General features: G+C 65.9%; 18 protein-coding genes. 10 read left to right on the top strand and 8 right to left on the bottom strand.

Annotation, left to right across the window (positions count from 1 at the left end):
- Positions 1 to 179: 179 nt before the first annotated feature.
- The 6 genes from BLT66_RS05420 (at position 180) to urtE (ending at position 6,887) form a co-directional block, all read left to right on the top strand.
- A complete protein-coding gene (locus BLT66_RS05420; RefSeq protein ID WP_092756430.1) occupies positions 180 to 401 on the top strand; it encodes a hypothetical protein in 222 nt (73 codons plus the stop codon).
- A gap of 148 nt (positions 402 to 549) precedes the next feature.
- Positions 550 to 1,809 (top strand): urea ABC transporter substrate-binding protein, encoded by a 1,260-nt coding sequence (urtA, locus tag BLT66_RS05415; protein WP_092756428.1) that lies wholly within the window; start codon positions 550 to 552, stop codon positions 1,807 to 1,809.
- Between the two features lie 230 nt (positions 1,810 to 2,039).
- Entirely contained in the window at positions 2,040 to 3,614 is a 1,575-nt protein-coding gene (gene urtB, locus BLT66_RS05410; protein WP_092756426.1) for an urea ABC transporter permease subunit UrtB, read from the top strand.
- Positions 3,611 to 4,714, top strand: coding sequence for an urea ABC transporter permease subunit UrtC (urtC, locus tag BLT66_RS05405; RefSeq protein WP_092756424.1), 1,104 nt, complete (start codon positions 3,611 to 3,613; stop codon positions 4,712 to 4,714). The genes urtB and urtC overlap by 4 nt, the downstream gene beginning before the upstream one ends.
- Complete coding sequence (urtD, locus tag BLT66_RS05400; protein WP_092756422.1) at positions 4,711 to 5,586, top strand: urea ABC transporter ATP-binding protein UrtD; 876 nt, start codon at positions 4,711 to 4,713, stop codon at positions 5,584 to 5,586. Before urtC ends, urtD begins: the two co-directional genes overlap by 4 nt.
- 608 nt (positions 5,587 to 6,194) lie before the next feature.
- Positions 6,195 to 6,887 carry an urea ABC transporter ATP-binding subunit UrtE gene (gene urtE / locus BLT66_RS05395; protein ID WP_092756420.1) on the top strand — a complete coding sequence of 231 codons (693 nt, stop codon included), beginning with the start codon at positions 6,195 to 6,197 and terminating at the stop codon, positions 6,885 to 6,887.
- 90 nt (positions 6,888 to 6,977) lie between these two features.
- On the opposite strand, the gene BLT66_RS05390 is transcribed toward urtE, so the two are convergent.
- Positions 6,978 to 7,442, bottom strand: coding sequence for a phasin family protein (locus BLT66_RS05390; RefSeq protein WP_092756418.1), 465 nt, complete (start codon positions 7,440 to 7,442; stop codon positions 6,978 to 6,980).
- Between the two features lie 192 nt (positions 7,443 to 7,634).
- Here BLT66_RS05390 and BLT66_RS05385 point away from each other — a divergent pair, with 192 nt between their 5' ends.
- Complete coding sequence (locus BLT66_RS05385; RefSeq protein WP_092756416.1) at positions 7,635 to 10,310, top strand: bifunctional acetate--CoA ligase family protein/GNAT family N-acetyltransferase; 2,676 nt, start codon at positions 7,635 to 7,637, stop codon at positions 10,308 to 10,310.
- Between the two features lie 66 nt (positions 10,311 to 10,376).
- Here BLT66_RS05385 and BLT66_RS05380 read toward each other — a convergent pair whose 3' ends face one another.
- The 3 genes from BLT66_RS05380 to BLT66_RS05370 all read right to left on the bottom strand — a co-directional run bounded on the left by BLT66_RS05380 (position 10,377) and on the right by BLT66_RS05370 (position 13,028).
- On the bottom strand, positions 10,377 to 11,003 hold the full coding sequence (locus tag BLT66_RS05380) for a YitT family protein (protein ID WP_092756414.1): 627 nt from the start codon (positions 11,001 to 11,003) through the stop codon (positions 10,377 to 10,379).
- Between the two features lie 23 nt (positions 11,004 to 11,026).
- Complete coding sequence (locus BLT66_RS05375) at positions 11,027 to 12,013, bottom strand: Bug family tripartite tricarboxylate transporter substrate binding protein (protein ID WP_092756412.1); 987 nt, start codon at positions 12,011 to 12,013, stop codon at positions 11,027 to 11,029.
- 97 nt (positions 12,014 to 12,110) lie between these two features.
- Positions 12,111 to 13,028 (bottom strand): LysR family transcriptional regulator, encoded by a 918-nt coding sequence (locus BLT66_RS05370; RefSeq protein ID WP_092756410.1) that lies wholly within the window; start codon positions 13,026 to 13,028, stop codon positions 12,111 to 12,113.
- Positions 13,029 to 13,141: 113 nt separating this feature from the next.
- On the opposite strand from BLT66_RS05370, the gene BLT66_RS05365 reads away from it, so the two are divergent.
- Positions 13,142 to 14,554 carry a M20 family metallopeptidase gene (locus tag BLT66_RS05365; RefSeq protein WP_092756408.1) on the top strand — a complete coding sequence of 471 codons (1,413 nt, stop codon included), beginning with the start codon at positions 13,142 to 13,144 and terminating at the stop codon, positions 14,552 to 14,554.
- An 81-nt stretch (positions 14,555 to 14,635) separates the two neighbouring features.
- Positions 14,636 to 16,000 carry an HDOD domain-containing protein gene (locus BLT66_RS05360; protein ID WP_143029146.1) on the top strand — a complete coding sequence of 455 codons (1,365 nt, stop codon included), beginning with the start codon at positions 14,636 to 14,638 and terminating at the stop codon, positions 15,998 to 16,000.
- Between the two features lie 65 nt (positions 16,001 to 16,065).
- Here BLT66_RS05360 and fahA read toward each other — a convergent pair whose 3' ends face one another.
- The 4 genes from fahA to BLT66_RS05340 form a co-directional block, all read right to left on the bottom strand.
- A complete protein-coding gene (fahA, locus tag BLT66_RS05355) occupies positions 16,066 to 17,352 on the bottom strand; it encodes a fumarylacetoacetase (RefSeq protein ID WP_092756404.1) in 1,287 nt (428 codons plus the stop codon).
- Positions 17,353 to 17,364: 12 nt separating this feature from the next.
- Entirely contained in the window at positions 17,365 to 18,504 is a 1,140-nt protein-coding gene (locus BLT66_RS05350; RefSeq protein ID WP_092756402.1) for a porin, read from the bottom strand.
- Between the two features lie 127 nt (positions 18,505 to 18,631).
- Positions 18,632 to 19,429 (bottom strand): cyclase family protein, encoded by a 798-nt coding sequence (locus tag BLT66_RS05345; protein WP_092756400.1) that lies wholly within the window; start codon positions 19,427 to 19,429, stop codon positions 18,632 to 18,634.
- Between the two features lie 152 nt (positions 19,430 to 19,581).
- The gene (locus tag BLT66_RS05340) at positions 19,582 to 20,295 is read right to left on the bottom strand and encodes a TetR/AcrR family transcriptional regulator (RefSeq protein ID WP_092756398.1); all 714 of its coding nucleotides are present in this window, start codon (positions 20,293 to 20,295) and stop codon (positions 19,582 to 19,584) included.
- Between the two features lie 136 nt (positions 20,296 to 20,431).
- Between BLT66_RS05340 and BLT66_RS05335 the strand changes: the two genes are divergently transcribed.
- Complete coding sequence (locus BLT66_RS05335; RefSeq protein ID WP_092756396.1) at positions 20,432 to 21,418, top strand: tripartite tricarboxylate transporter substrate-binding protein; 987 nt, start codon at positions 20,432 to 20,434, stop codon at positions 21,416 to 21,418.
- Positions 21,419 to 21,436 lie beyond the last annotated feature (18 nt).

Here is a 21,436-nt window from a genome sequence, read left to right as displayed (position 1 = left end):
GGCTGCAGGTAGCCAGAGGTGCAGACAAATTTCATTCTTGTCGCGGGGGATGACGGTACTGTGTCACGCACAGTTTTGCCAGCAGGAAACTGTAGCAACTTGTTACGTTGACGGCCTGTGCGCTGCGCCCGCCAGCCGCGCCAAGGCGGCTGAGATAATCCAGATTTGCCGAGAATCCGATGGAACAAGAACAAGCCAAACCGATTGAAGAATACGTGCCCGGCGTGGCGAACGGCCGCAATTTCATGGCCAAGCTGTGCCGCGTGGGCGACGGGCCCTGGACGATTGACCTGGTCCATGTCGAAGGCCTGGCGCCTTTGCACGATACCGGCCGCAGCTGGCCTAACCGCGCCGACGCCGTACAGGCCGCCGAGCAGCTGGTGGCGGCACTGGCGTCCTGAGTTCCCCATCTGCCCATGGGCATACGCCACCCGGCGTATTCCCGCATGTCCTGTGCTTCCCTAAAGTCCACCCATCGCCGCGTAAAGCCCTGTTGTCTACAGGCCCAGCGTGGCGAAACGGGTTCATTTACTTACTGGAGAAGCACACATGCAACGTCGATTCACTCTCAAGGCGCTCACCGCCGCTGTCGCCCTGTCATCCTTGTCCATCATCCCCGCGCACGCGGCCGACACCATCAAGGTCGGTGTGCTGCACAGCCTGTCGGGCACCATGGCGATTTCTGAGACCGTGTTGAAAGACACCGTGCTGATGGCCATCGACGAGATCAACGCCAAGGGCGGCGTGCTCGGCAAGAAGCTCGAACCCGTGATCGTCGACCCGGCTTCCAATTGGCCGCTGTTCGCTGAAAAGACCAAGCAGCTGCTGGGCCAGGACAAGGTTTCGGTGATCTTTGGCTGCTGGACCTCGGTGTCGCGCAAGTCGGTGTTGCCAGTGGTTGAAGAAATGAACGGCCTGCTGTTCTACCCCGTGCAGTACGAGGGTGAAGAGCTGTCCAAGAACGTGTTCTACACCGGTGCTGCGCCGAACCAGCAAGCCATTCCCGCTGTGGATTACCTGATGAGCAAGGCTGGTGGCGGCGCCAAGCGCTGGGTGCTGCTGGGCACCGACTATGTGTACCCCCGCACCACCAACAAGATCCTGCGCGCCTACCTGAAGAGCAAGGGCGTGGCCGATACCGATATCGACGAGAAGTACACCCCGTTTGGCCACAGCGATTACCAAACCATCGTGGCCGACATCAAGAAGTTCTCCGCCGGTGGCAAGACCGCCGTGGTGTCCACCATCAATGGTGACTCCAACGTGCCATTCTATAAGGAACTGGGCAACGCCGGCCTGAAGGCCAAGGACGTGCCGGTCGTCGCCTTCTCCGTGGGTGAAGAAGAGCTGCGCGGCGTGGACACCAAGCCGCTGGTCGGCCACCTGGCTGCCTGGAACTACTTCCAGTCGATCAAGGGCCCAGCCAATGCCGAGTTCATCAAGAAGTGGTCGGCCTACGCCAAGGCCAAGAACCTGCCCGGTTCCGACAAGCCTCTGACCAACGACCCGATGGAAGCCACCTACATCGGCATCAACATGTGGAAGCAGGCCGTAGAGAAGGCCAAGTCCACCGATACCGACAAGGTGATCGCCGCCATGGCCGGCCAGACCTTCAAGGCACCGTCGGGCATCGTGTCCAAGATGGACGAGAAGAACCACCACCTGCACAAGTCGGTGTTCATTGGTGAAATCAAGGCCGATGGCCAGTTCAATGTGGTGTGGAAGACGCCCGGCCCGGTCAAGGCCGTGCCATGGAGCCCGTACATCGAAGGCAACGCTGGCAAGCCTGACGAGCCAGTGAAGAAGTAACACCCCCAGGCTTGCCCACTGCCCCGGACTCGGCTTGTAAAGCCGAGGACGCAGGTGGCCTCCTCCCCCCTTGCAGGGGGCGATACCAGCGGTCCGGCATAGCCGGTTCCGCGGTATCTCTGGAAGGGGGCAGTCTCGTTTCTGCGAGGGGGCTGCTTCGTTAGCAGCCTTGCTCTTTGAGCCCAACGGATGGGACTTTTCGCCACCATGCCCAACCAACAGGTTCCTCCATGTTGATTCGACAATTACTCTTTGCTGCTACTCTTTTAATAGCTGGTCACGCTTATGCATTAAGCGCAGACGAGGTAAAAGCCTTGGCAACCGGCGAAGCCGAGACGCGCATCGAAGCGCTGAACAAGGCCGTCGTCAATGCCGACGAGAAGACGGTGGCCTTTATCCAGGCGCTGTCGGACGACCAGGTCAAGACCCTGGGCGACAAAGTTTTTTGGGTCCAGGGCGAGAAGACCGTGGACCCGGCCACCGGAGCTGACGTAGCGCTGCCGGAAGAGGCCGAAGACGTGATCAACAACAACCAGATGCGGGGCGAGCTGGACAATGCGCTGGCCGCCCTGAAGCTGTTTGCCAAAGACGACAAGGTGCGTGCCGAGTCCGTCAAAACCCTGCTCGCCGAGCCCGACGAGAGCAAGCTGGCCTTGGTCGAAAAAGCTTTTGCCGCCGAAACCAACGCCACCATCAAATCCCAGCTGGGCCTGCTGCGCGGCGCCTTGCTGCTGAACAGCGACGACAAGACTTCGAGGTTGGATGCTGTCAAAACCCTGGCCGACAGTAGCAACCCCGCCACCAAGACTGTGCTGCTTGCGCGCCTGAAGACCGAGACCGACAGCGACGTGAAAATCGCCCTGGCGGCCGCGCTGGCCAAGGTCGACGCCGCGCTGGCCTGGGGCGACAAACTGGGCGCGATCTTCAGCGGCATCAGCCTGGGCTCCATCTTGCTGCTGGTGGCGCTAGGCCTGGCCATCACCTACGGGCTGATGGGCGTGATCAACATGGCCCACGGCGAGCTGATGATGATCGGCGCCTACGCCACCTATGTGGTGCAGACCCTGTTCCAAAAGTATTTGCCCGGCGCCTTTGACTGGTATCTGCTGGCTGGCGTGCCGGTGTCGTTCCTGGCCGCCGCACTGGTGGGCGCGGCGCTGGAGCGCAGCGTGCTGCGCTTTCTCTACGGCCGGCCGCTGGAAACCTTGCTCGCCACCTGGGGTATCAGCCTGATGCTGCAGCAGGGCGTGCGCAGCATCTTCGGCGCGCAGAACGTCGGCGTGGAAAACCCGGTGTGGATGAGCGGCGGCGTGCAGGTGCTGGCCAATCTGTCGCTGCCCTACAACCGCCTGGTCATCATCGCGTTTGCCGTGGCCGTGCTGCTGGGCGTGGGCTGGCTGATCGGCAAGACCCGGCTCGGCCTGTTTGTGCGCGGCGTCACGCAGAACCGTCCGATCGCCTCCTGCATGGGCGTGAACACTGCACGCATCGACACCTACGCTTTCGCCCTCGGCTCGGGCATCGCTGGCCTGGCTGGCTGTGCGCTGAGCCAGGTGGGCAACGTCGGCCCCGACCTGGGCCAGGGCTACATCGTCGATGCCTTCATGGTGGTGGTGTTGGGCGGCGTCGGCCAGCTGGCAGGCACCGTCTACGCGGCCATGGGTCTGGGCATCTTGAACAAGTTTCTGGAGGGCTGGACCGGCGCCGTGCTGGCCAAGATCGCGGTGCTGGTGCTGATCATCATCTTCATCCAAAAACGACCACAGGGCATCTTCGCCATGAAGGGCCGGAGCGCAGAAGCATGAGTAACGTTGTTCTACCCACCAAAGGCCCGCTGCTGACCCGCTCCGGCTGGAGCAGCTTTATCGTCGCGCTGATCCTGGTCTGCGCCGTGGCGCCGCTGCTGAACCTGGTGATCCCGCAGGGCAGCATCTGGCATATGAGCGACTACGCGATTGCGCTGGTCGGCAAGATCATGTGCTACGCCATCTGCGCGCTGGCCATGGATTTGATCTGGGGTTACACCGGCATCCTGAGCCTGGGCCACGGCCTGTTCTTTGCGCTCGGCGGTTACGCCATGGGCATGTATTTGATGCGCCAGATCGGCCGCGATGGCAACTACAAAAGCGATCTGCCGGACTTCATGGTGTTCCTCGACTGGAAGGAAATGCCCTGGCACTGGGCGCTCAGCGGCAGCTTCGGCGCCACCTTGTTCCTGGTGCTGTTTGCCCCGGCGCTGGTGGCCGGCATCTTCGGCTTCTTCGCCTTCCGTTCGCGCATCAAGGGTGTGTACTTTTCCATCATCACCCAGGCCATGACCTTCGCCACCATGCTGCTGTTCTTTCGCAATGAAACCGGCTTTGGTGGCAACAACGGCTTTACCGATTTCAAGCGGATTCTGGGCATGCCTATGGCTACCACCTCGATGCGCATGACGCTGTTTGTCATCACCGGCCTGGTGCTGCTGGGCTTCTTTCTGTTCGCCAAATGGCTGGTCGGCAGCAAGTACGGCCGCGTGCTGCAGGCTATCCGCGATGCGGAAACCCGGGTCATGTTTTCCGGCTATTCGCCGCTGGGCTACAAGCTCAGCATATGGGTGATCTCGGCGGTGATGTGCGGTGTGGCCGGGGCCTTGTATGTGACCCAGGTCGGCATCATCAACCCGAGTGAAATGAGCCCTGCAAACTCGATCGAGATCGCGGTCTGGGCGGCGGTCGGTGGCCGGGCTACCTTGATCGGCCCCATCCTCGGCGCCTTCATCGTCAACGGCGCCAAGAGCTGGCTGACGGTGGCTTATCCCGAGTTCTGGTTGTATTTTCTCGGTGCCTTGTTTATTGCGGTCACGCTGTTCTTGCCCGATGGCGTTGTAGGTCTGGTGAAGAAGCTGAAGGGAGCCAAGGCATGACGCCCGAACTGATGGAAGAGGGCGCGCGGCGCTTGGCGGCCAAAGAGGCTGCACCCAAGACTGGCAACACCGAGTCCGGCGGCCGCCAGGCCGGTTTCTCACGCATCCACACCCCCGGCGAGGTGGACATCACCCACGGCCGCATCCTGTACCTGGAAGATGTGCACGTCAGCTTCGACGGCTTCAAGGCCATCAACGGCTTGTCGCTGGACATTGCGCCCGGCGAGCTGCGCTGCATCATCGGCCCGAATGGCGCCGGCAAGACCACGATGATGGACATCATCACCGGCAAGACGCGGCCCAACACTGGCAAGGTGTTCTTCGGCAGCACCATCGACTTACTGCGCCACAACGAGCCCGAGATCGCCCAGCTGGGCATAGGCCGCAAGTTCCAGAAGCCCACGGTGTTTGAAAAACTCAGCGTGTTCGAGAACCTGGAGCTGGCGCTGAAGATGAACAAGAGCGTCAAGTCGTCGATGCTGTTCAAGCTGGATTCGGCGCAGAGCGACAAGCTGGCCGAGATGCTGACCACCATCCACCTGGCCGACAGCGTGACGCGGCAGGCTGGCAATCTGAGCCACGGCCAGAAGCAATGGCTGGAGATCGGCATGCTGCTGATGCAAGATCCCAAGCTGCTGTTGTTGGACGAGCCTGTGGCCGGTATGACCGACGAGGAAACCGCGCGCACCGCCGAGCTGTTTTTGACGCTGAAGGGCAAGCATTCGCTGATGGTGGTGGAGCACGACATGAGCTTCATCAAGACCATCTCGGAGATCGTCACTGTGCTGTGCGACGGCTCGGTTTTGGCGCAGGGGACGTTGGACCAGGTGCAGGCGGATGAACGCGTGATTGAGGTTTATCTTGGCCGGTGATCTGTTTGTGTTTATGTGCGCCGTTGGCCGGGATGTGCGCCCGGCGGCGCAGTCACTTTCTTTTGCGTGGTCAAAAGAAAGTAACCAAAGAAAAGGCCACCCCCACTCGCCGCGACCCCTTCGGGGCAACCTGCGCTGCATGCTTTTAGCGGGGGAGCGCTCGAACTCGCTGCGCTCAGACAATCGCGCTCCTAATCCCGCCAAAAGCATGCAGCGCAGGCGCTTTGAGAGGGGGACCCCGGATGCGGGAGCGGACAGCCAGCCCGGCTGTGCCGGGCGTCGCGCTCTAGGCGCGATGGGGCGCGTAAGCGCCGCCGATTCCGATTCGCGGGGCCCCCTCTGTATGCGCCGAGGAGCGCAGCTGCAGGTGGATCAGGGCTGGCGTTGTTTGAGCGTAGCGAGTTTAGCCAGACCCCACCTGCAGCGAGCACCGCAGGTTTCCGCAGCGAAAGCGGAGGACGCAGACAGTGGGGGTGGCCTTTCTTTTGGTGACTTTTCTTTGGCCACACAAAGAAAAGTTACTGCGCCGCCGGGAGCACATCCCGGCCTGCTGATTGACGTTAACCACCGTCCGGCCACGCGCAACCTAACAATCTGGAGTTAGCACCATGCTCAACGTCAAAAACATCAACCAGTACTACGGCGGCTCGCACATCCTGCGTGACGTCAGCCTGCAATGCACCAAGGGCAAGGTCACCGTACTGTTGGGCCGCAACGGCGTGGGCAAGACTACCTTGCTCAAGTCGCTGATGGGCCTGGTGCCTATCAAGACCGGCAGCATCGAGCTGGACGGCAAGGCCATCCAGGGCTACACGCCGTATGAGCGCGCCCGTGCCGGCGTTGGCTTCGTGCCGCAGGGCCGTGAAATCTTCGCCCGCCTGACGGTGGAAGAAAACCTGCGCATGGGCCTGGCCTACAAGAGCGCCAGCACGCCGATCCCGGCCGAGCTGTTCACGCTGTTCCCGGTGCTCAAGCAGATGATCAACCGGCGTGGCGGTGACTTGTCGGGTGGGCAGCAGCAGCAGCTGGCGATTGCCCGCGCGCTGGCGGCTGGCCCCAAGCTGCTGATACTGGACGAACCCACCGAAGGCATACAGCCTTCGATCATCAAGGACATCGGCCGCGTGATCCGCATGCTGGCCGACCGCGGCGACATGGCGATTTTGCTGGTCGAGCAGTACTACGATTTCGCCCAGGAACTGGCCGACGACTACCTGGTGATGGAGCGCGGCGAGTTCATCGCCCGCGGTCTGGGCAAGGACATGGAAGCCAACGGCGTGCGCAATCTGGTGGCGATCTAACTCGCTCTGCTTTTGATAGCTTCTAGCGCAATATCTGATTGCGCTGGAGGCCGATTTGGCTTGAGTTTAGCGGGCAACCCGGCCGCAGCCTCAATGGATGCTGGTCGGATGGGCCGGATTGTCGAACGGATGCGGGATGGCGTTCTGCCAGGCCTGCAAGATGGGCTTGAACGGGTCCCCGACCGTGGGGCCCAGGATCTTCTTACTGCCGTCCAGCATCGCCAACTGGGCTTGCAGCACCGCACTGCCCAGCTGCTGCCAGTAGTGCAGGGCGCCTTGCAGGTCGGAGCGCAGCAGGGCCGACTGGATGGACAGCAGATCGGCAGGCGCACAGCTGGCCTGCAGCTGCTCCGCTGCGGCTTCGTGCTGGGTCAGCGTCTGGTGGGCCATCTGCTGTTGCACCGTGCGTACGGCTTCCATGCCGCGGAACAGCGCACAAGCATTTTTTGTGGCCATGGCCATCTGCCATCGGCTGACTTCGGTCCAGTAGTTCCAGGGCGCCGCGCTGAACGGTGTGGCCGGGGCGGTAGCGGAAGAGCGGGTCTTGACTGGCATGGCATTCCTTTCGGTTCAACAGGGGCTGCAGCGGATGCTGCGGCGCATACGTCAGCCTAGTGCAATCGCGCCCAGCCTGATACCCCATTGTGTAAAACACCCGCAACAATCTCCTTGATCTGGCGCAAATGCGGGCGTGGTGTTTGTTCGTAAGCTTGGCGCTATCGGGGGCTTACCCGCGATAAGGAAGCTATGAGCGTACGCCACCTGGAAGCCCTGTTCCAACCCACCTCGGTGGCCTTGATCGGCGCCTCGGACCGCCCCGGCAGCCTGGGCTCTGTGGTGCTGCACAACCTGCAGCAAGGCGGCTTCCAGGGGCCGCTGTGGTTGGTCAACCGGCGCCACAGCCAGGTAGCGGGCCAACCGGCCTGGCGCGATGTGGCGGCGCTGCCGCAAGTGCCGGATCTGGCGGTGATCTGCACCCCCGCGCACACCGTGCCGGGGCTGATTGCCGAGCTGGGGCGCAAGGGCACGCGCGCGGCGATTGTGATGACTGCCGGCCTGAAGCAAGCCAACCCCGACGGCCCCGGCACGCTGGAGCAGGCCATGCTGGACGCGGCCCGGCCCACGCTGCTGCGCATCCTGGGGCCCAACTGCATAGGCGCGCTGGTGCCGGGCGTGGGGCTCAACGCCAGCTTCGCACCCGGCAATGCGGTACCCGGCCAGCTGGCGTTTGTCACCCAGTCGGGCGCGCTGGCCACCGCCATGCTGGACTGGGCGCAGGCCCGTGGCATTGGCTTCTCGCACTTCATCTCGCTGGGCGACAGCGCCGATGTGGATTTCGGCGATGTGCTCGACTACCTGGCCAGCGACGGCGCCACCCGGGCCATCCTGGTCTACATGGAGTCGGCTAAGGCCGCGCGCAAGTTCATGTCGGCCGCACGGGCTGCATCCCGCAACAAGCCGGTGATCGTGGTCAAGGCCGGGCGTGGCGCCGATGGAGCGCGGGCAGCGGCCTCGCACACCGGGGCGCTGGCCGGTGCCGACGTGGTGTTCGATGCCGCCTTCCGGCGCGCCGGCATGCTGCGGGTCGACACGCTGGAAGCCTTGTTCGACGCCGCCGAAACCCTGGCCCATGCACGCCCCGTGGTGGGCGAACGCCTGGCCATACTCACCAACGGCGGCGGCCTGGGCGTGCTGGCCGCCGACGCGCTGGACCTGCACGGGGGCCAGATGGCGTCACTTAGCCCGGCGACCCTGGCCGCGCTCAACGCCTGCCTGCCCAGCACCTGGTCGCACGGCAACCCGGTGGACATCGTGGGCGACGCGCCGCTGCAGCGTTACCTGGACGGCCTGCGGGTGCTGCTGGCCGCGCCCGAGGTGGACGCGGTGCTGTTCATGCACGCGCCTACTGCCTTGGTGTCTGCAGCCGATATCGCGGCCGGCTGCCTGCCCCTGCTTGCCCAGGCCAGCAAGCCGGTGCTGACCTGCTGGTTGGGCGGCGCTGCCGTCGCTGCAGCGCGCAGCGCCACCACCCATGCCGGCCTGCCGTGCTACGACACGCCCGAGCGCGCGGTGGCAGCCTGGCTGCAGTTGGTGCTGCATGCGCGCAACCAGGCCGCGCTGCGCGAGCTGCCGGCCAGCACGGCGCAGGCCTTTTTGCCGCTGCGCGAGCAGGCCCAGGCCGTAGTGGCGCAGGCCGCCCAGGCCGGGCAGGAATGGCTGGACCCGGCCCAGGTGCACAGCCTGCTGCAGCTGTACGGCATACCCACCCAGCGCAGCGCGCGTGTCCATAGCGTGGACGAGGCACTGGCCTGTGCTGCCGACATCGGATATCCGGTGGCGCTGAAAATCGCCTCGCCGCAAATCGTCCACAAGTCGGATGTTGGCGGCGTGGCGCTGGGCCTGGCCTCGGCCGACGATCTGCGCCAGGCCGCGCAGGCCATGCTGGAGCGTGTGGCCCGGCTGCGGCCGCAGGCCGAGGTGACGGGATTTACGGTGCAAGCCATGGTGGCCCGGCCCCAGGCGCATGAGCTGATCGTCGGCATCAGCACCGACCCGGTGTTCGGCCCGGTGCTGCTGTTCGGCCAGGGCGGTACTGCGGTGGAGCTCAGCCAGAACCACGCCGTGGCGCTGCCGCCGCTGAACACCGCCTTGGCTCGCGACCTGGTCCAGCGCAGCGGCCTGGCCCGGCTGCTGGCCGGCTACCGCGAGCGCCCGGCCGTGCCCGAGGCCGCTTTGCTGGAGACCTTGCGCCAGGTGGCGCAGCTGGCCTGCGACCTGCCGATGCTGGCCGAGCTGGACATCAACCCGCTGCTGGCCGATGCCCAGGGCGTGCTGGCGCTGGACGTGCGCATCCGCTTGCACGGCCCGGGGCGCGGCCAGCCGGTGGCGCCGGCCATCCGCCCGTATCCGCAAGAGCTGGAGCAGACCGTGGCGCTGGCCGGCAGCACCTTGCTGCTGCGGCCGATCCAGCCGGAAGACGGCGAGCGGTTGCAGGCTTTTTACGCCCAGGCCAGCCCGGCCGACATGCGACTGCGCTTCTTTTTGACCCGCCGCGAGGTGCCGCATTCCGAGCTGGCGCGCTACAGCCAGATCGACTATGACAGGGAGATGACCTTTATCGCACTCAGTCCGGGCGACCCCGCCCACCAGACCATGGTGGCCGAGGTCCGCGTGGTCTGCGACCCCGACAACCAGACCGCCGAGTTCGCGCTGCAAGTGGCATCCGCCTGGCAGTGCAAGGGCCTGGGCCGCCTGCTGCTGGAGAAGATGCTCAGCTACCTGCGGGCCCGCGGCACGCGCGAGGTGGTAGGCCAGTGCCTGGCGCAGAACCTGGCCATGGCCAGCCTGGCCCGGCAACTGGGCTTTTCGGTGTTGCCCGGGCCGAGCCCGGATACCTTGGCCTTGCACCAGTTGCTTGAATGATTGGCTTGCTATTGATTATGTAGCAGCTACCGCTGATTCCATAAGCGCCAGAGGTCGATTTGGCACTCAAGTGCCCATGTAGCGGCCAGGCCGGTGGTTGACCGCCAGTACCGCGTTCAGCACCAGCGCGCCGAGCACCGAATAGGCCACCCGCGCCGGGTCGGCCATCACCAGTGCGGCGACCAGGATGCAGATGTCCACCGCCATCTGTACGTGGCCGGCGCGCCAGCCACGGGTCTCTTGCAGATAGGCGGCCAGCACGCCGATGCCGCCCAGGCTGGCGCGGTGCCGGAACAGCACCAAAAATCCCGTGCCCAGCACCAACCCGCCGGCAATCGCCGCGTACAGCGGCTGCAGGTCGGCGTAGTGCAGGGCCAGGCCGGTCAGGTTGGTCATCAGCGACAGCAGGGCCACCGCGGCCAGGCTTTTCAGGGTGAAGGCCCAGCCCATGCGGCGCCAGGCCAGCAGCGAGAACGGCAGGTTCAGCAAAAAGAACAGCAGGCCGAAATTCAGCCCCGTGCCGTAGTGCAGCAGCATGGCTATGCCCGCCGTGCCGCCCGGCAGCAGGCCCACATGGGTGAACATCGACAGGCCTAGCGACACCAGCAACGTGCCGCTGACCAGGGCCAGCAGGTCTTCGGTGGCGGAATGGGGGATGCTGCTGTCTAGGCTATCGGCGGGCGCTGCGGGCATGGGTAAATGGGTAAGGGCCAGGGTCAATCGAGCGTGATGTTCGCCCGCTTGCCGACGGCGGTGTAGGTGGCGATCTCCGACTGTACCTTGGCGTTGAAGGCCGCCGCGTCCAGGTAGACAGGCTCCAGGCTATTGGTTTTGAACTTCTCGATGACTTCGGGCGAGGCCATCACGGCAGCCAGTTCGCGGGCCAGTACCTGCAAGATGGGCGCCGGTGTGCCGCCGGGCGCGGCCACGCCGTACCAGCCGCCGAAGCTGGCCTTGGGCAGCTGCAGTTCGGCCAGCGTCGGCACATCGGGCAGGGCGCTGGAGCGCGGCGAATCGGTCACTGCCAGGGCCCGCAGCTTGCCCGACTTGATGTGCGGTCCCACCGACGCAATGGTGTCAAACGCCACGCTGATCTCGCCACCCAGCAAGGCCATGGCGGCCTGGCTGCTGCCTTTGTAGGGCACGGCCAGCAGCTGGATGCCGGCCTCGTGGGCGAACATCTCGCCCGCCAGGTGCGGCGCCGAGCCCGCGCCAAAGGTGGCGTAGGTAACGCTGTCGGGCTTAGCCTTGGCCTGGGCGATCAGCTCGGCCAGGTTCTTGGCGTTGTTGGCCGGGCCGGCCACCAGCACCAGCGGGGTTTTGGCCACCAGGGCCAGCAGGGTCAAGCCCTTCTTCACGTCATACGGCATGTGGTCCTTCAGCGCCGGCGCCACGCTGTAGGTAGACGAGCCCGACACCAGCAGGGTGTAGCCGTCGGGTGCAGCCTTGGCCACCAGATCGGCACCGATCAGCGAGCTGCCGCCGGGCTTGTTGTCCACGATCACCGGCTGGCCCAGGCGGGCCTGCAGCCGCTCGCCCAGGGTGCGGGCAATGATGTCGGTGGCGCCGCCCGGGCCGAAGGGTACGACCAGCTTGATCGGCCGGCTGGGGTAGGCCTGGGCCTGGGCTGCGAACGGAGCGAACAGGGCGGTGGCGGCAGCCGCCAGTAAAACGGCGCTCAGGAGGCGGGTGGGGTAAAACATGGTGGGGCGTGCAGAGTGGGGAGTGCTGCCATCGTAGGAACAAGCAAGCTTTGCAACAATAAGAGAATTTGAAAGCTATCTTTGCTGTATTGGCAAATCAAGTGCTGGTTTCGGCGGGGAGGTGCAGCTTGATGTGGTCCAGGAAGCTTTGCGCCGCGTGCGGCAGGGTGCGGCCGGCCAGGGTTTGCAGCTCTATGTCGCGCAGCTCCATGCCGTGGTCGCGTATCGGTACCGCCACCAGCTGGCCCGCGGCTACCAGCTGCCGCACCGACACCTCGCCCGCCACCGAGATGCCGCCGCCTTGCAGCACAAAGCTCAGCAAGGTGGCCAGGTAGTTGGTGCTGAGCACCGGCTCCAGCAGCAGCTGCTGGCGGCTGCAGGCGATGTCAATCATCTGCCGCAAGGTGGTGTCGGCCATGGGCAGGGCCAGCGGGTAGGCGCTGAGGCTGCGCAAGGTCAGCGCCTTGCTGCCGGCCAGCGGATGGTCGGGGTGCATCAGCGCCAGGATGGGCGCCGACTGGCGGTGTTCGACCTTGATGTCGCGCTCGGGCGCGCGGCTGAAGGTCAGGCCGATATCGGCATCGCCGTCGCGCACCCGCACCGGCACCTCGGCGGGCGCGGTCACGTCCACCTGGAACTGGATGCGCGCATAGCGCTGGCGGAACTCGATGATCAGCGGCGGTAAAAAGGCGCTGGCAAAGCCCTCGGTAATCGCCATCCGCACCTTGCCCGAGCGCAGGCCTTGCAGCGCCTGGATTTCTTCCAGCGCGTGCTCGGCGTCCAGGCTGCTACGCCGCGCATGGGCGGCCAGGATCTCGCCGGCCGCCGTGGGCACCATGCCGCGCGGCTGGCGCTCGAACAACACGGTGCCCAGCGACTGCTCGAGCCCGGCAATCTGCCGGCTGATGGCCGAGGCCGCCACATGCAGGCGTGCCGAGGCCTCGGTCAGCGAGCCGCCGCGCACCACTTCCAGAAAGTAGCGCAGCGCGGTGTCCTGCAATTGGTGGGCGTGCATGTTGACCTTTGTGATTTGCCAAATTGGCAATGGTATATTGAAAATAAAATAATTGTGCGATGTGATGGCGGCGCCTACTCTCAGGCTCCATCCCCAGCTGTGAAAGACCCCGCATGACCCGAGAACGCGCCCTGGCGCTGGCCGCCGATTTTTTTGACGATGGCCGCTTCCGCGAGGTGCTGGCGCGCCGCGTCGCCTACGCCACCGAAAGCCAGGAAGCCGCGCGCGCGCCCGAGCTGAACGCTTATCTGCAGGAGCAGATCGTGCCCGACCTGCAGGCGCTGGGCTTTGCCTGCCAGGTATGGCCGAACCCGGTGGCCGGTGGCAACCCGTTCTTGTTTGCCGAGCGGGCCGAGTCCGATGCCGGCTGCAGCGTGCTCAGCTACGGCCATGGCGACGTGGTGCGCGGCCACGCCAGCCAGTGGCGTGCCGGCCTGGACCCCTGGCAGCTGACGGTGGAGGGCGACCACTGGTATGGCCGCGGCACGGCCGACAACAAGGGCCAGCACACGGTGAACATCGCCGCGCTGGCCCAGGTGCTGGCCGCGCGCCAGGGCCGGCTGGGGTTCAGCCTGAAGCTGCTGCTGGAGATGGGCGAGGAAACCGGCTCACCCGGCCTGCGCCAGGTCTGCGAGCTGCACCGCGAGGCCTTGGCGGCCGATCTATTCCTGGCCTCCGACGGCCCGCGCGTGGCGGCCCAGCGGCCCACGCTGTTCCTGGGCTCGCGCGGCGGCTTCAATTTCGACCTGCGCATCGCGCTGCGGCCGGCCGGCCACCACTCGGGCAACTGGGGCGGGCTGCTGTGCAACCCCGGCATCCGCCTGGCCCACGCGATTGCTTCGCTGGTCGACGCCCAGGGCCGCATCCTGGTGCCCGCGCTGCTGCCCGATAGCCTGCCCGACAACGTGCGCCAGGCCTTGCAGTCCATCGCCGTGGGTGGCGGCCCGGGCGACCCCGAGGTCGATGCCGACTGGGGCGAGCCGGGCCTGACGCCCACCGAGCGCGTCTTCGGCTGGAACAGCCTGGAAGTGCTGGCCTTCAAGACCGGCAACCCCGATTCGCCGGTCAATGCCATTCCCGGCCAGGCTTTTGCGCACTGCCAGATCCGCTACGTGGTGGGCAGCGACAGTGGCCGCTTTCTGCAGCACCTGCGCTCGCACCTGGATGCACATGGCTTTGGCGATGTGGAAGTTACGCAGAACGGCGAACTGATGGAAGCCACCCGGCTAGACCCGGACAACCCCTGGGTGCATTGGGCGCTGGCCTCCATCGCCCGCAGCACCGGCAAGCCGCCGGCCTTGCTGCCGAACCTGGGCGGCACCTTGCCGAACGACGTGTTTGCCGACGTGCTGGGCCAGCCCACGCTGTGGGTGCCGCATTCCTACCCGGCCTGCGCCCAGCATGCACCCAACGAACACCTGCTGGGCAGCGTGGCCCGCGAGTCGCTGCAGCTGATGGCGGGGCTGTTCTGGGACCTGGGCGACGACGGCGCGGCCATTTCCGCCGCCCAGCGAACCGCGGCGTAATTTCACGAGAAAGTAACAATTTTCAACAAGCGGGGGCAGAAGCGATAAAGTGGGACGCATGCCATTTGCACCTACTACGCCATGACGTCCCTCTTCAAACGCGCGCTTTCCAAAGTCCTGGGGTCGGCTCCGACACCAGATGCCGAGCCGCCGGCTCCTGCCATCGAAAAACCCGCTGTCGTGATGCCGGCGATCCGGCCCGCGCCCACGGTGCTGGGCGCGCGGCGCCCGCTGATGGCGTCCAGCGGAGAGGTGGCGGGTTTTGAGTTCCGCATCGGCGACAAAGCACTGGACAGCCTGGCGCGTAACGCCGACAGCGCGGGCCAGGCGGCCCACGTGGCGGCGGTGCTGGTGTCGGCCCGGCTGGTGGCGCTGGGCGGGCGCATCGGCTTCGCGCGCGTGCCGGCGGCCTGGCTGGCGCATGCCGTGGTGCCCAAGAACGAAACCGGCACGCTGATCGGCCTGGACTTCGACCCGGCCCAGCCGCTGTCGCCCGAAGCCCTGGAGGCCGTGGCCGCGGTGGCCGCGCAGTTCCGGGCGGTCGGCGCCAAGCTGGCCTGGGACCCGGTCTACGACCTGGGTGCCCAGCCCGACTACGCGCTGGTGCGGCCTGCGGCCCAGCAGAGCGTGGCCGGGCTGATGGAGGCGCTGAGCGCCCGGCCGGATGCGCAGAAAGACATTCCGGTGATCGCCACCGACCTGGCCAGCGTGGAAGACCTGGAGCAAGCCCTGCAAGGCGGTGTGCGCCTGGCCAGCGGTAGCTTGGCGACGCCGGTGCTGGCGGCGCCGGTGAAGCGGGTGGCGCCGCTGCTGCCTGAGGTGGGGCGGCTCTCCCAGCTGCTGGGCCAGCTGTCGTCCGGCGCCGATACGGCTCTGATCGTCAGCGCCATCAAGGGCGACATCAGCGTCTCGGTGCGGCTGCTGCAGCGCATGAACAGCGCCAGCTTTGCCCACCTGGGCGGCGTGGCCAGCATCGACCAGGCGGTGCTGATGCTGGGCCGCAACGATTTGCAGCGCTGGCTGTCGCTGATGCTGACCCAGTTCGCCGGCAGCCGCAAGCTGTCGTCGGCACTGCAAGAGGTGGCCTTGTGGCGTTCGCGCCTGCTGGAACTGCTGGCCATAGAGCGTGGCGAGAAAGAGCCCGGCCGCTTCTTCACCCTGGGCCTGGCCTCGATGCTGGGCCTGATCCTGAAGATGGAGCCGGCCGAAGTAGCCGCCACCCTGAGCCTGCCGCCCGAGGCCAGCCAGGCCTTGCTGGAGCAGACCGGCCCCTGGTACCTGTACCTGCGCACCGCCCAGCAGGTCGAAAGCCAGACCGCCAGCGACGTCAGCGCCGAGGCCGACGGCTTTGGCAGCGCAGCGCGGGTGCAGGAGCTGTCGGGCCAGGCCTGGACCTGGGCGGCGGAAAATACCTTGCGCGAAGCGCCCGCCAAGCCGGCTGCCTGATTGCTATTGGTTTGATAGCTGCTGGCGCAGGTTAAATATGCGCTAGAGCCACTTTTTTCATAAATTTACGCCGCGGCCAGCACGCTGCCCACGCAGCTGCCAAAGCCGATGCGCGCATGGCCGGGCCGCTCGCACCAGCCGCGCAGGGTCAGCGTATCGCCGTCCTGCAGATAGCTGCGCTGCCTGCCGTCAGCCAGGGTGATCGGCGTCCTGCCGCCCTGGGTCAGCTCCAGCAAACAGCCTTGTTCGCCGTTCGTCGGTCCTGACTGGGTGCCGGTGCCCAGCAGGTCGCCGGGCTGCAGATTGCAGCCATTGCTGGCGTGCTGGGCCAGCATATGGGCCACCGTCCAGTAGGCATGGCGGTAGCTGGTGCGCGACAAGCGGGTCGCCTGCGCAGCGCCGGGCGGGGTCAGCCAGGCTTCGAGCTGGATGTCCAGCGCCTGCACCTGGGCCGATTGCAGATAGGGCAGGGCCCCGGGGTCACCGGCCTCGCGCGGCAGGGGCACACGGAACGGTGCCAGCGCCTCCAGCGTGACGATCCAGGGCGAGATGCTGGTGATGAAGTTCTTGGCCATGAACGGGCCCAGCGGCATGGATTCCCAGGCCTGCACATCGCGCGCCGACCAGTCGTTCAGCAGGCACAGGCCGAACGCATGCTGCTCGGCGTCGTCGATGGCGATGGCCGTGCCGCGCGGGTTGCCGGGGCCGACGAAGACGCCAAGTTCCAGCTCGTAGTCCAGCTTTTGCGTCGGGCCAAAGCTGGGCGAGGCCGCGTCCGGCGCGCGGGTCTGGCCGTGTGGCCGCAGCACTGCGCTGCCGCTGATGGCCACGCTGGAGGCCCGGCCGTGGTAGCCGATGGGCAGCCATTTGAAGTTGGCCAGCAGCGGGTTCGCGGGCTGGAAGATCTGGCCGGCATTCAGCGCGTGGTACTGCGAGGTGAAGAAGTCGGTGTAGTCGCCGATCTGCGCCGGCACCGCGTACTCGGCCTGGGCCTGCGGAAACAGGCAGGCGCGCAGCTTCAGGGCCTGGGGCGCGCCCTCGCGCAGCAGGCGCGACAGATCCAGCCGCAAGGCCGACCAGGCAGACGGGCCCAGTGCCATCAGCCCGTTCAGGCTGGCGCCGCTGGCCGCCTGGGCCGCGCCGTCGGCAGCGGCGCTGAACACGCCTTGCGCATGGGCGGCCGCCAGGTCCAGGATGGCGTCGCCAATCGCCACGCCGCCGCGCCAGGGCTCGCTGCTGCCCTGGCGGCGGAACACGCCGTGCGGCAGATTTTGCAGCGGGAAGTCGCAGCCCGGCAGCTGGGCCGACGCCACCCAGCTATGCAGTGAGGGATCATGGGTTTCGTTGAGCATGGTGGTGGGTCCTTAGAACCGGTGGCGAATGCCGATGCCGTAGCTGTTACCGCTGGCTTCGATGACACGCAGTGGCGCAGGCAGGGTGCGGGTTTGAGTGCTGTCGTGCATCCACATCGCGTAGACATCGGTGCGCTTGGACAGGTTGTGGTCGTAGCCCAGGCTGAGGATCTTGCGCTCCACATTGCCGCCGGCCACGGTGGCCGGCGCGGGCGCCGCGGTGTCGCTGGTCTTGCGCACGGCATAGCCGGCCAGGACCCGCCCGGCGCCCACCGGCACGCTGGCGCTCAGGTCCCAGATGCGGTAGCCGACGTTCTGCGGCGCGATGTTGGTGCCCTTGTTCTGGATGTGGCCGACGTGGGCAAACAGCTTGACGGCGTCGAAGTCGTACGAGGCCGCCAACTGCCAGGCGCTGGTGTCGTTGGCGGTGGTGCCGTCGGCAAAGGTCTGCGGGTCTTTCTTCACGTTCTGCCAGACCAGCGAGGTGGCCAGCGGGCCGTTGGCGTAGCCGATGCGCGCGCCCACATTGCCACCGCCCTGGGCTTCGGACAGCGAGCGCGCCAGCGTGGCCGAGACGCCCGCATACACCGGCGTGTCGTAGACCAGCGAATTGGTCCAGCTGGTGCCGCCCCCCAGCACGCCACCGGTAAAGGTCAGCAGCGGCAGCGGGCCGAAGGTCATGGAGTCGCCAAAGGCGTTGGAGTTGATGGTGTTCAGGAACAGCTGCGAAATGATGGTGCCCATGCGCAGCCGGCCCCAGGTCGGGCTGGACAGGCCAACCCAGGAAGCGCGCGAAAAGAACGGGTCGGCCGCCACGTTGACCGGCGCGGGCAGGGCATCGCTGCGGCCGCCGGCACCGGTGTCGCTGCGGAAGAAGGCCGACAGCTCGAAGGACGCGGTGAGCCCGCCGCCCAGGTCTTCGTTGCCGCGCAGACCCCAGTGGCTGGTCGACATGCCGCCGCCTTCCACCTTGCTGACGGTTTGGCTCTGCGCGTTCACGCCGCCAATGGCGCCGGTGAAGCGGCCGGCCACGTTGTCCACCAGGCCGTAGAGCTGTACGCCGTTGCCGACGGCGGGTTGGGCCTGGGCGGCGGCGCTGCAGGCTAACAGCGCGGCGGTGGCGAGGATGGTGGGGTTTGTTTGCTTGAACACTTTTTTTTGTCTCCAGTGGTTTGGGGTTGGTAAATTTCAGGGTGAGAACATCCCCGGAGCGGTCGGCGGGCGACTGCTCCGAAGCGGGGAATTTCGGAGGGAGGGTGGGGCGCAGGCCCCTACGGACTCATGGCGTGCTGGCCTGCAAGGCCGGGTCAAATATCGCCACCGCGCGGGTCCAGCCCGCCGATGCGGCGCGGATCTTCACCGGGAAGCAGCTCACGTAAAAACCGTGGGCCGGCAGGGCCGCCAGGTTGTGCAGTTTTTCCAGGTGGCAGTAGCCGATCTCGCGGCCGGCCTTGTGGCCTTCCCAGATGATCCCGGCGTCGCTGGTTTCGGCGTAGCGCTGGGCGGTCTGGGGAAACGGCGCGTCCCAGCTCCAGGCGTCGGTGCCGGTCAGGCGCACGCCGCGCTCCAGCAGGTACAGCGTGGCCTCGCGGCCCATGCCGCAGCCAGACCGGGTGTAGGCCGGCGTGCCGTGGGCGGCGGTGGCACTGGTGTTGACCAGCACGATGTCCAGCGGCTGCAGGCTGTGGCCTATGCGTTGGAGCTCGGCTTCCACATCGGCGGCCTGCACCACATAGCCGTTCGGGAAGTGGCGAAAGTCCAGCTTCACGCCGGGCTGGAAACACCAGTTCAGGTCCACCTCGTCGATGGTGATGGCGCGCTGGCCGCCGTCCATGGTGGATGCATAGTGCCAGGGTGCGTCCAGGTGGGTGCCGTTATGGGTGTTGAGCTGCACGTCTTCCACCGCCCAGGCTTCGCCGTCCGGCATGTCTTGTTTTTGCAGACCGGGGAAGAACTGCGCCATGTCGGGGTAGCTGGTCTGATGGTCGATGTAATGGATCTTCGGCCCCAGACCCGGCGGGTCGGAGGGCACGTCGTTTTCCAGGTGCATGGAGATGTCGATGAAGCTGCGGGGCATGGTGTTTCCTGTGGGTTGCTATAGGGGCGTATAGGGCGAGCACATCCCCGGCGCAGTCGTTGGGCGACTGCACCTGCGGGTACATGGGGGGCTAAGGCGCGGGCGCCGGTGTTTCTAGGGGCTCATGGCAGGGCGATGCCGATGGCGCTGCCTCAGTGGGTAGGCGCGGCGCAGGCGCCGCGCAGGCCGTGGGTGATGAAGGCCACCAGCAGCGGGCCGGCGGTTTCGGAGTCGCCGGGCTGGTTCTGGCCCAGCGATAGACGCTCGATGCGCTGGTCGTTCACATGGTGCAGCAGCGCGCCCAGCGCAAACTGGTAGCACCAGGCGGCCTGGCTGCGCGTGGCCTGGGGCAGGGAGGCGGCCAGGGCGTCGATGAAGGCATGGGCCAGCGGGTCGAACAGCTCGCGGATGACGGGCTCGTCTTCTTCCAGGTGGTCGTTCATGCCGCGCGAAAGAATGCGCAGAAAGTTGTGTCCGGCGGGCAGAGCTGCTACCTTGAGCACTGGCAGCACAAAGGCTTTGACGATTTCTTCCAGCAGCTGGCCGGGTGCTGCGCTGCGCTGTGCCGCAGCCAGGGATTCCAGGCGTTCGCCGATGTAGCCGGCCCGCTCCCGAAAAATCGCGTGGTACAGCGCCAGTTTCGGGCCATAGTAGTAGCCCACTAGGGCCAGGGGCACACCGGCCTCGTCGGCGATGTCGCGGATCGACACGCCGTGGAAGCCGCGGGCCGCAAACAGCTGCTCGGCAGCCAGCAGGATGTTCTGCTGGCGGTTGGGCGACAGCGCCGCTTCGCCGGGTTCGGCCGCGGCGCTGCGCCGGGCCGCCGGGGTTTTGCGGGTGCTGGAAGGAGGTTTTTGGTTTTGCATAAACAGGTTTATACATCTGTACAATAAAATTGAACACTCGTACAAACACTAATTTCGAAAATACTTGTACGTTCGTACAATTATTTTTGCACTTTACGCCTGCACCCTTTGTTTGACCTTCCCAGGAGACACCTACATGACCAACCGCCGCCAATTCACCCAACTGCTTGCTGCCCTCGTTCCCACCGGCCTGGTTTCGCTGGCCCAGGCCCAGTCGGGCAAGCCCATGCCCGATGTGGCAAAGATCATTTCCGGCTTTCCGCCCGGCGGCACGGTGGACGTGCTGGCCCGGCGCGTGGCCGACAAGATGCGCGGCCACTATGCGGGTACGGTGCTGGTGGAGAACAAGCCCGGCGCGGGCGGGCAGATCGGCATCCTGGCGCTGCGCGACAGCCCGGCCGACGGCACCAATCTGCTGCTCACGCCCTCGTCCATGCTGTCGATCTACCCCTTTACCTACCCCAAGCTGCGCTACACGCTGGAAGAGCTGGCACCGGTGTCGCTGGGCGCCATCATCGACCACGGCCTGGCCGTCGGCCCGGGTGTGCCGGACAGCGTGCAGACTTTCAAGGACTTTCTGGCCTGGGCCGCCGCCAACCCCGACAAAGCCAATTTCGGCAGCCCCGGCGCCGGCTCCATGCCGCACATGGTGGGCGTGCTGCTGGGCCAGATGGCCAAGGCCGATCTGCGGCATATCGCCTACCGCGGCACCGTGCCCGGCGTGCAGGACCTGCTGGGCGGCCAGATATCGGCCTTCTGGGGGCCGATTGGCGACTACCTGCAGTACGTCAAGGTGGGCAAGCTCCGCGTGCTGACGATTGCCGGGCCGACGCGGTCAGTCTTTTTGCCCCAGGTGCCCACGCTGGTCGAGCTGGGTTTCCCGCTGCGAGTGCGCGAGTGGTATGGCTTCTTCCTGCCCGGCAAGGCCACGCCTGAGACGGTCAAGCGCGCGTCCGAAGGCGTGCAGGCGGCGCTGGCCCAGCCCGAGGTGGTGGAGTACGGCAAGCAGTATGGGCTGGAGATCAAGCCGTCCAGTGCGGCCGAGCTGGCCCAGATGCTGAAGGCCGATGCCGACCAGTGGCGCGGCCTGATCAAGCAGACCGGGTTTACCGCCGAGTCTTGAGCGACCACGGCGACGCCA

Origin of the sequence: Rhodoferax sp. OV413, from assembly GCF_900104385.1 — a bacterium.
Classification (GTDB): Bacteria; Pseudomonadota; Gammaproteobacteria; order Burkholderiales; family Burkholderiaceae_C; genus Rhodoferax_B.
This window is presented reverse-complemented; position numbering and strand designations above follow the sequence as displayed.

What these genes read in the sequence shown, in the direction of transcription:
- BLT66_RS05380 (WP_092756414.1), bottom strand. Translation starts at nt 11,003, where the DNA reads ATGCCCGCAGCGCCCGCCGATAGCCTAGACAGCAGCATCCCCCATTCC.
- BLT66_RS05340 (WP_092756398.1), bottom strand. Translation starts at nt 20,295, where the DNA reads ATGCAAAACCAAAAACCTCCTTCCAGCACCCGCAAAACCCCGGCGGCC.
- urtC (WP_092756424.1), top strand. Translation starts at nt 3,611, where the DNA reads ATGAGTAACGTTGTTCTACCCACCAAAGGCCCGCTGCTGACCCGCTCC.
- BLT66_RS05360 (WP_143029146.1), top strand. Translation starts at nt 14,636, where the DNA reads ATGACGTCCCTCTTCAAACGCGCGCTTTCCAAAGTCCTGGGGTCGGCT.
- fahA (WP_092756404.1), bottom strand. Translation starts at nt 17,352, where the DNA reads ATGCTCAACGAAACCCATGATCCCTCACTGCATAGCTGGGTGGCGTCG.
- urtD (WP_092756422.1), top strand. Translation starts at nt 4,711, where the DNA reads ATGACGCCCGAACTGATGGAAGAGGGCGCGCGGCGCTTGGCGGCCAAA.
- urtE (WP_092756420.1), top strand. Translation starts at nt 6,195, where the DNA reads ATGCTCAACGTCAAAAACATCAACCAGTACTACGGCGGCTCGCACATC.
- urtB (WP_092756426.1), top strand. Translation starts at nt 2,040, where the DNA reads ATGTTGATTCGACAATTACTCTTTGCTGCTACTCTTTTAATAGCTGGT.
- BLT66_RS05385 (WP_092756416.1), top strand. Translation starts at nt 7,635, where the DNA reads ATGAGCGTACGCCACCTGGAAGCCCTGTTCCAACCCACCTCGGTGGCC.
- BLT66_RS05390 (WP_092756418.1), bottom strand. Translation starts at nt 7,442, where the DNA reads ATGCCAGTCAAGACCCGCTCTTCCGCTACCGCCCCGGCCACACCGTTC.
- BLT66_RS05345 (WP_092756400.1), bottom strand. Translation starts at nt 19,429, where the DNA reads ATGCCCCGCAGCTTCATCGACATCTCCATGCACCTGGAAAACGACGTG.
- BLT66_RS05335 (WP_092756396.1), top strand. Translation starts at nt 20,432, where the DNA reads ATGACCAACCGCCGCCAATTCACCCAACTGCTTGCTGCCCTCGTTCCC.
- BLT66_RS05420 (WP_092756430.1), top strand. Translation starts at nt 180, where the DNA reads ATGGAACAAGAACAAGCCAAACCGATTGAAGAATACGTGCCCGGCGTG.
- urtA (WP_092756428.1), top strand. Translation starts at nt 550, where the DNA reads ATGCAACGTCGATTCACTCTCAAGGCGCTCACCGCCGCTGTCGCCCTG.
- BLT66_RS05365 (WP_092756408.1), top strand. Translation starts at nt 13,142, where the DNA reads ATGACCCGAGAACGCGCCCTGGCGCTGGCCGCCGATTTTTTTGACGAT.
- BLT66_RS05370 (WP_092756410.1), bottom strand. Translation starts at nt 13,028, where the DNA reads ATGCACGCCCACCAATTGCAGGACACCGCGCTGCGCTACTTTCTGGAA.
- BLT66_RS05375 (WP_092756412.1), bottom strand. Translation starts at nt 12,013, where the DNA reads ATGTTTTACCCCACCCGCCTCCTGAGCGCCGTTTTACTGGCGGCTGCC.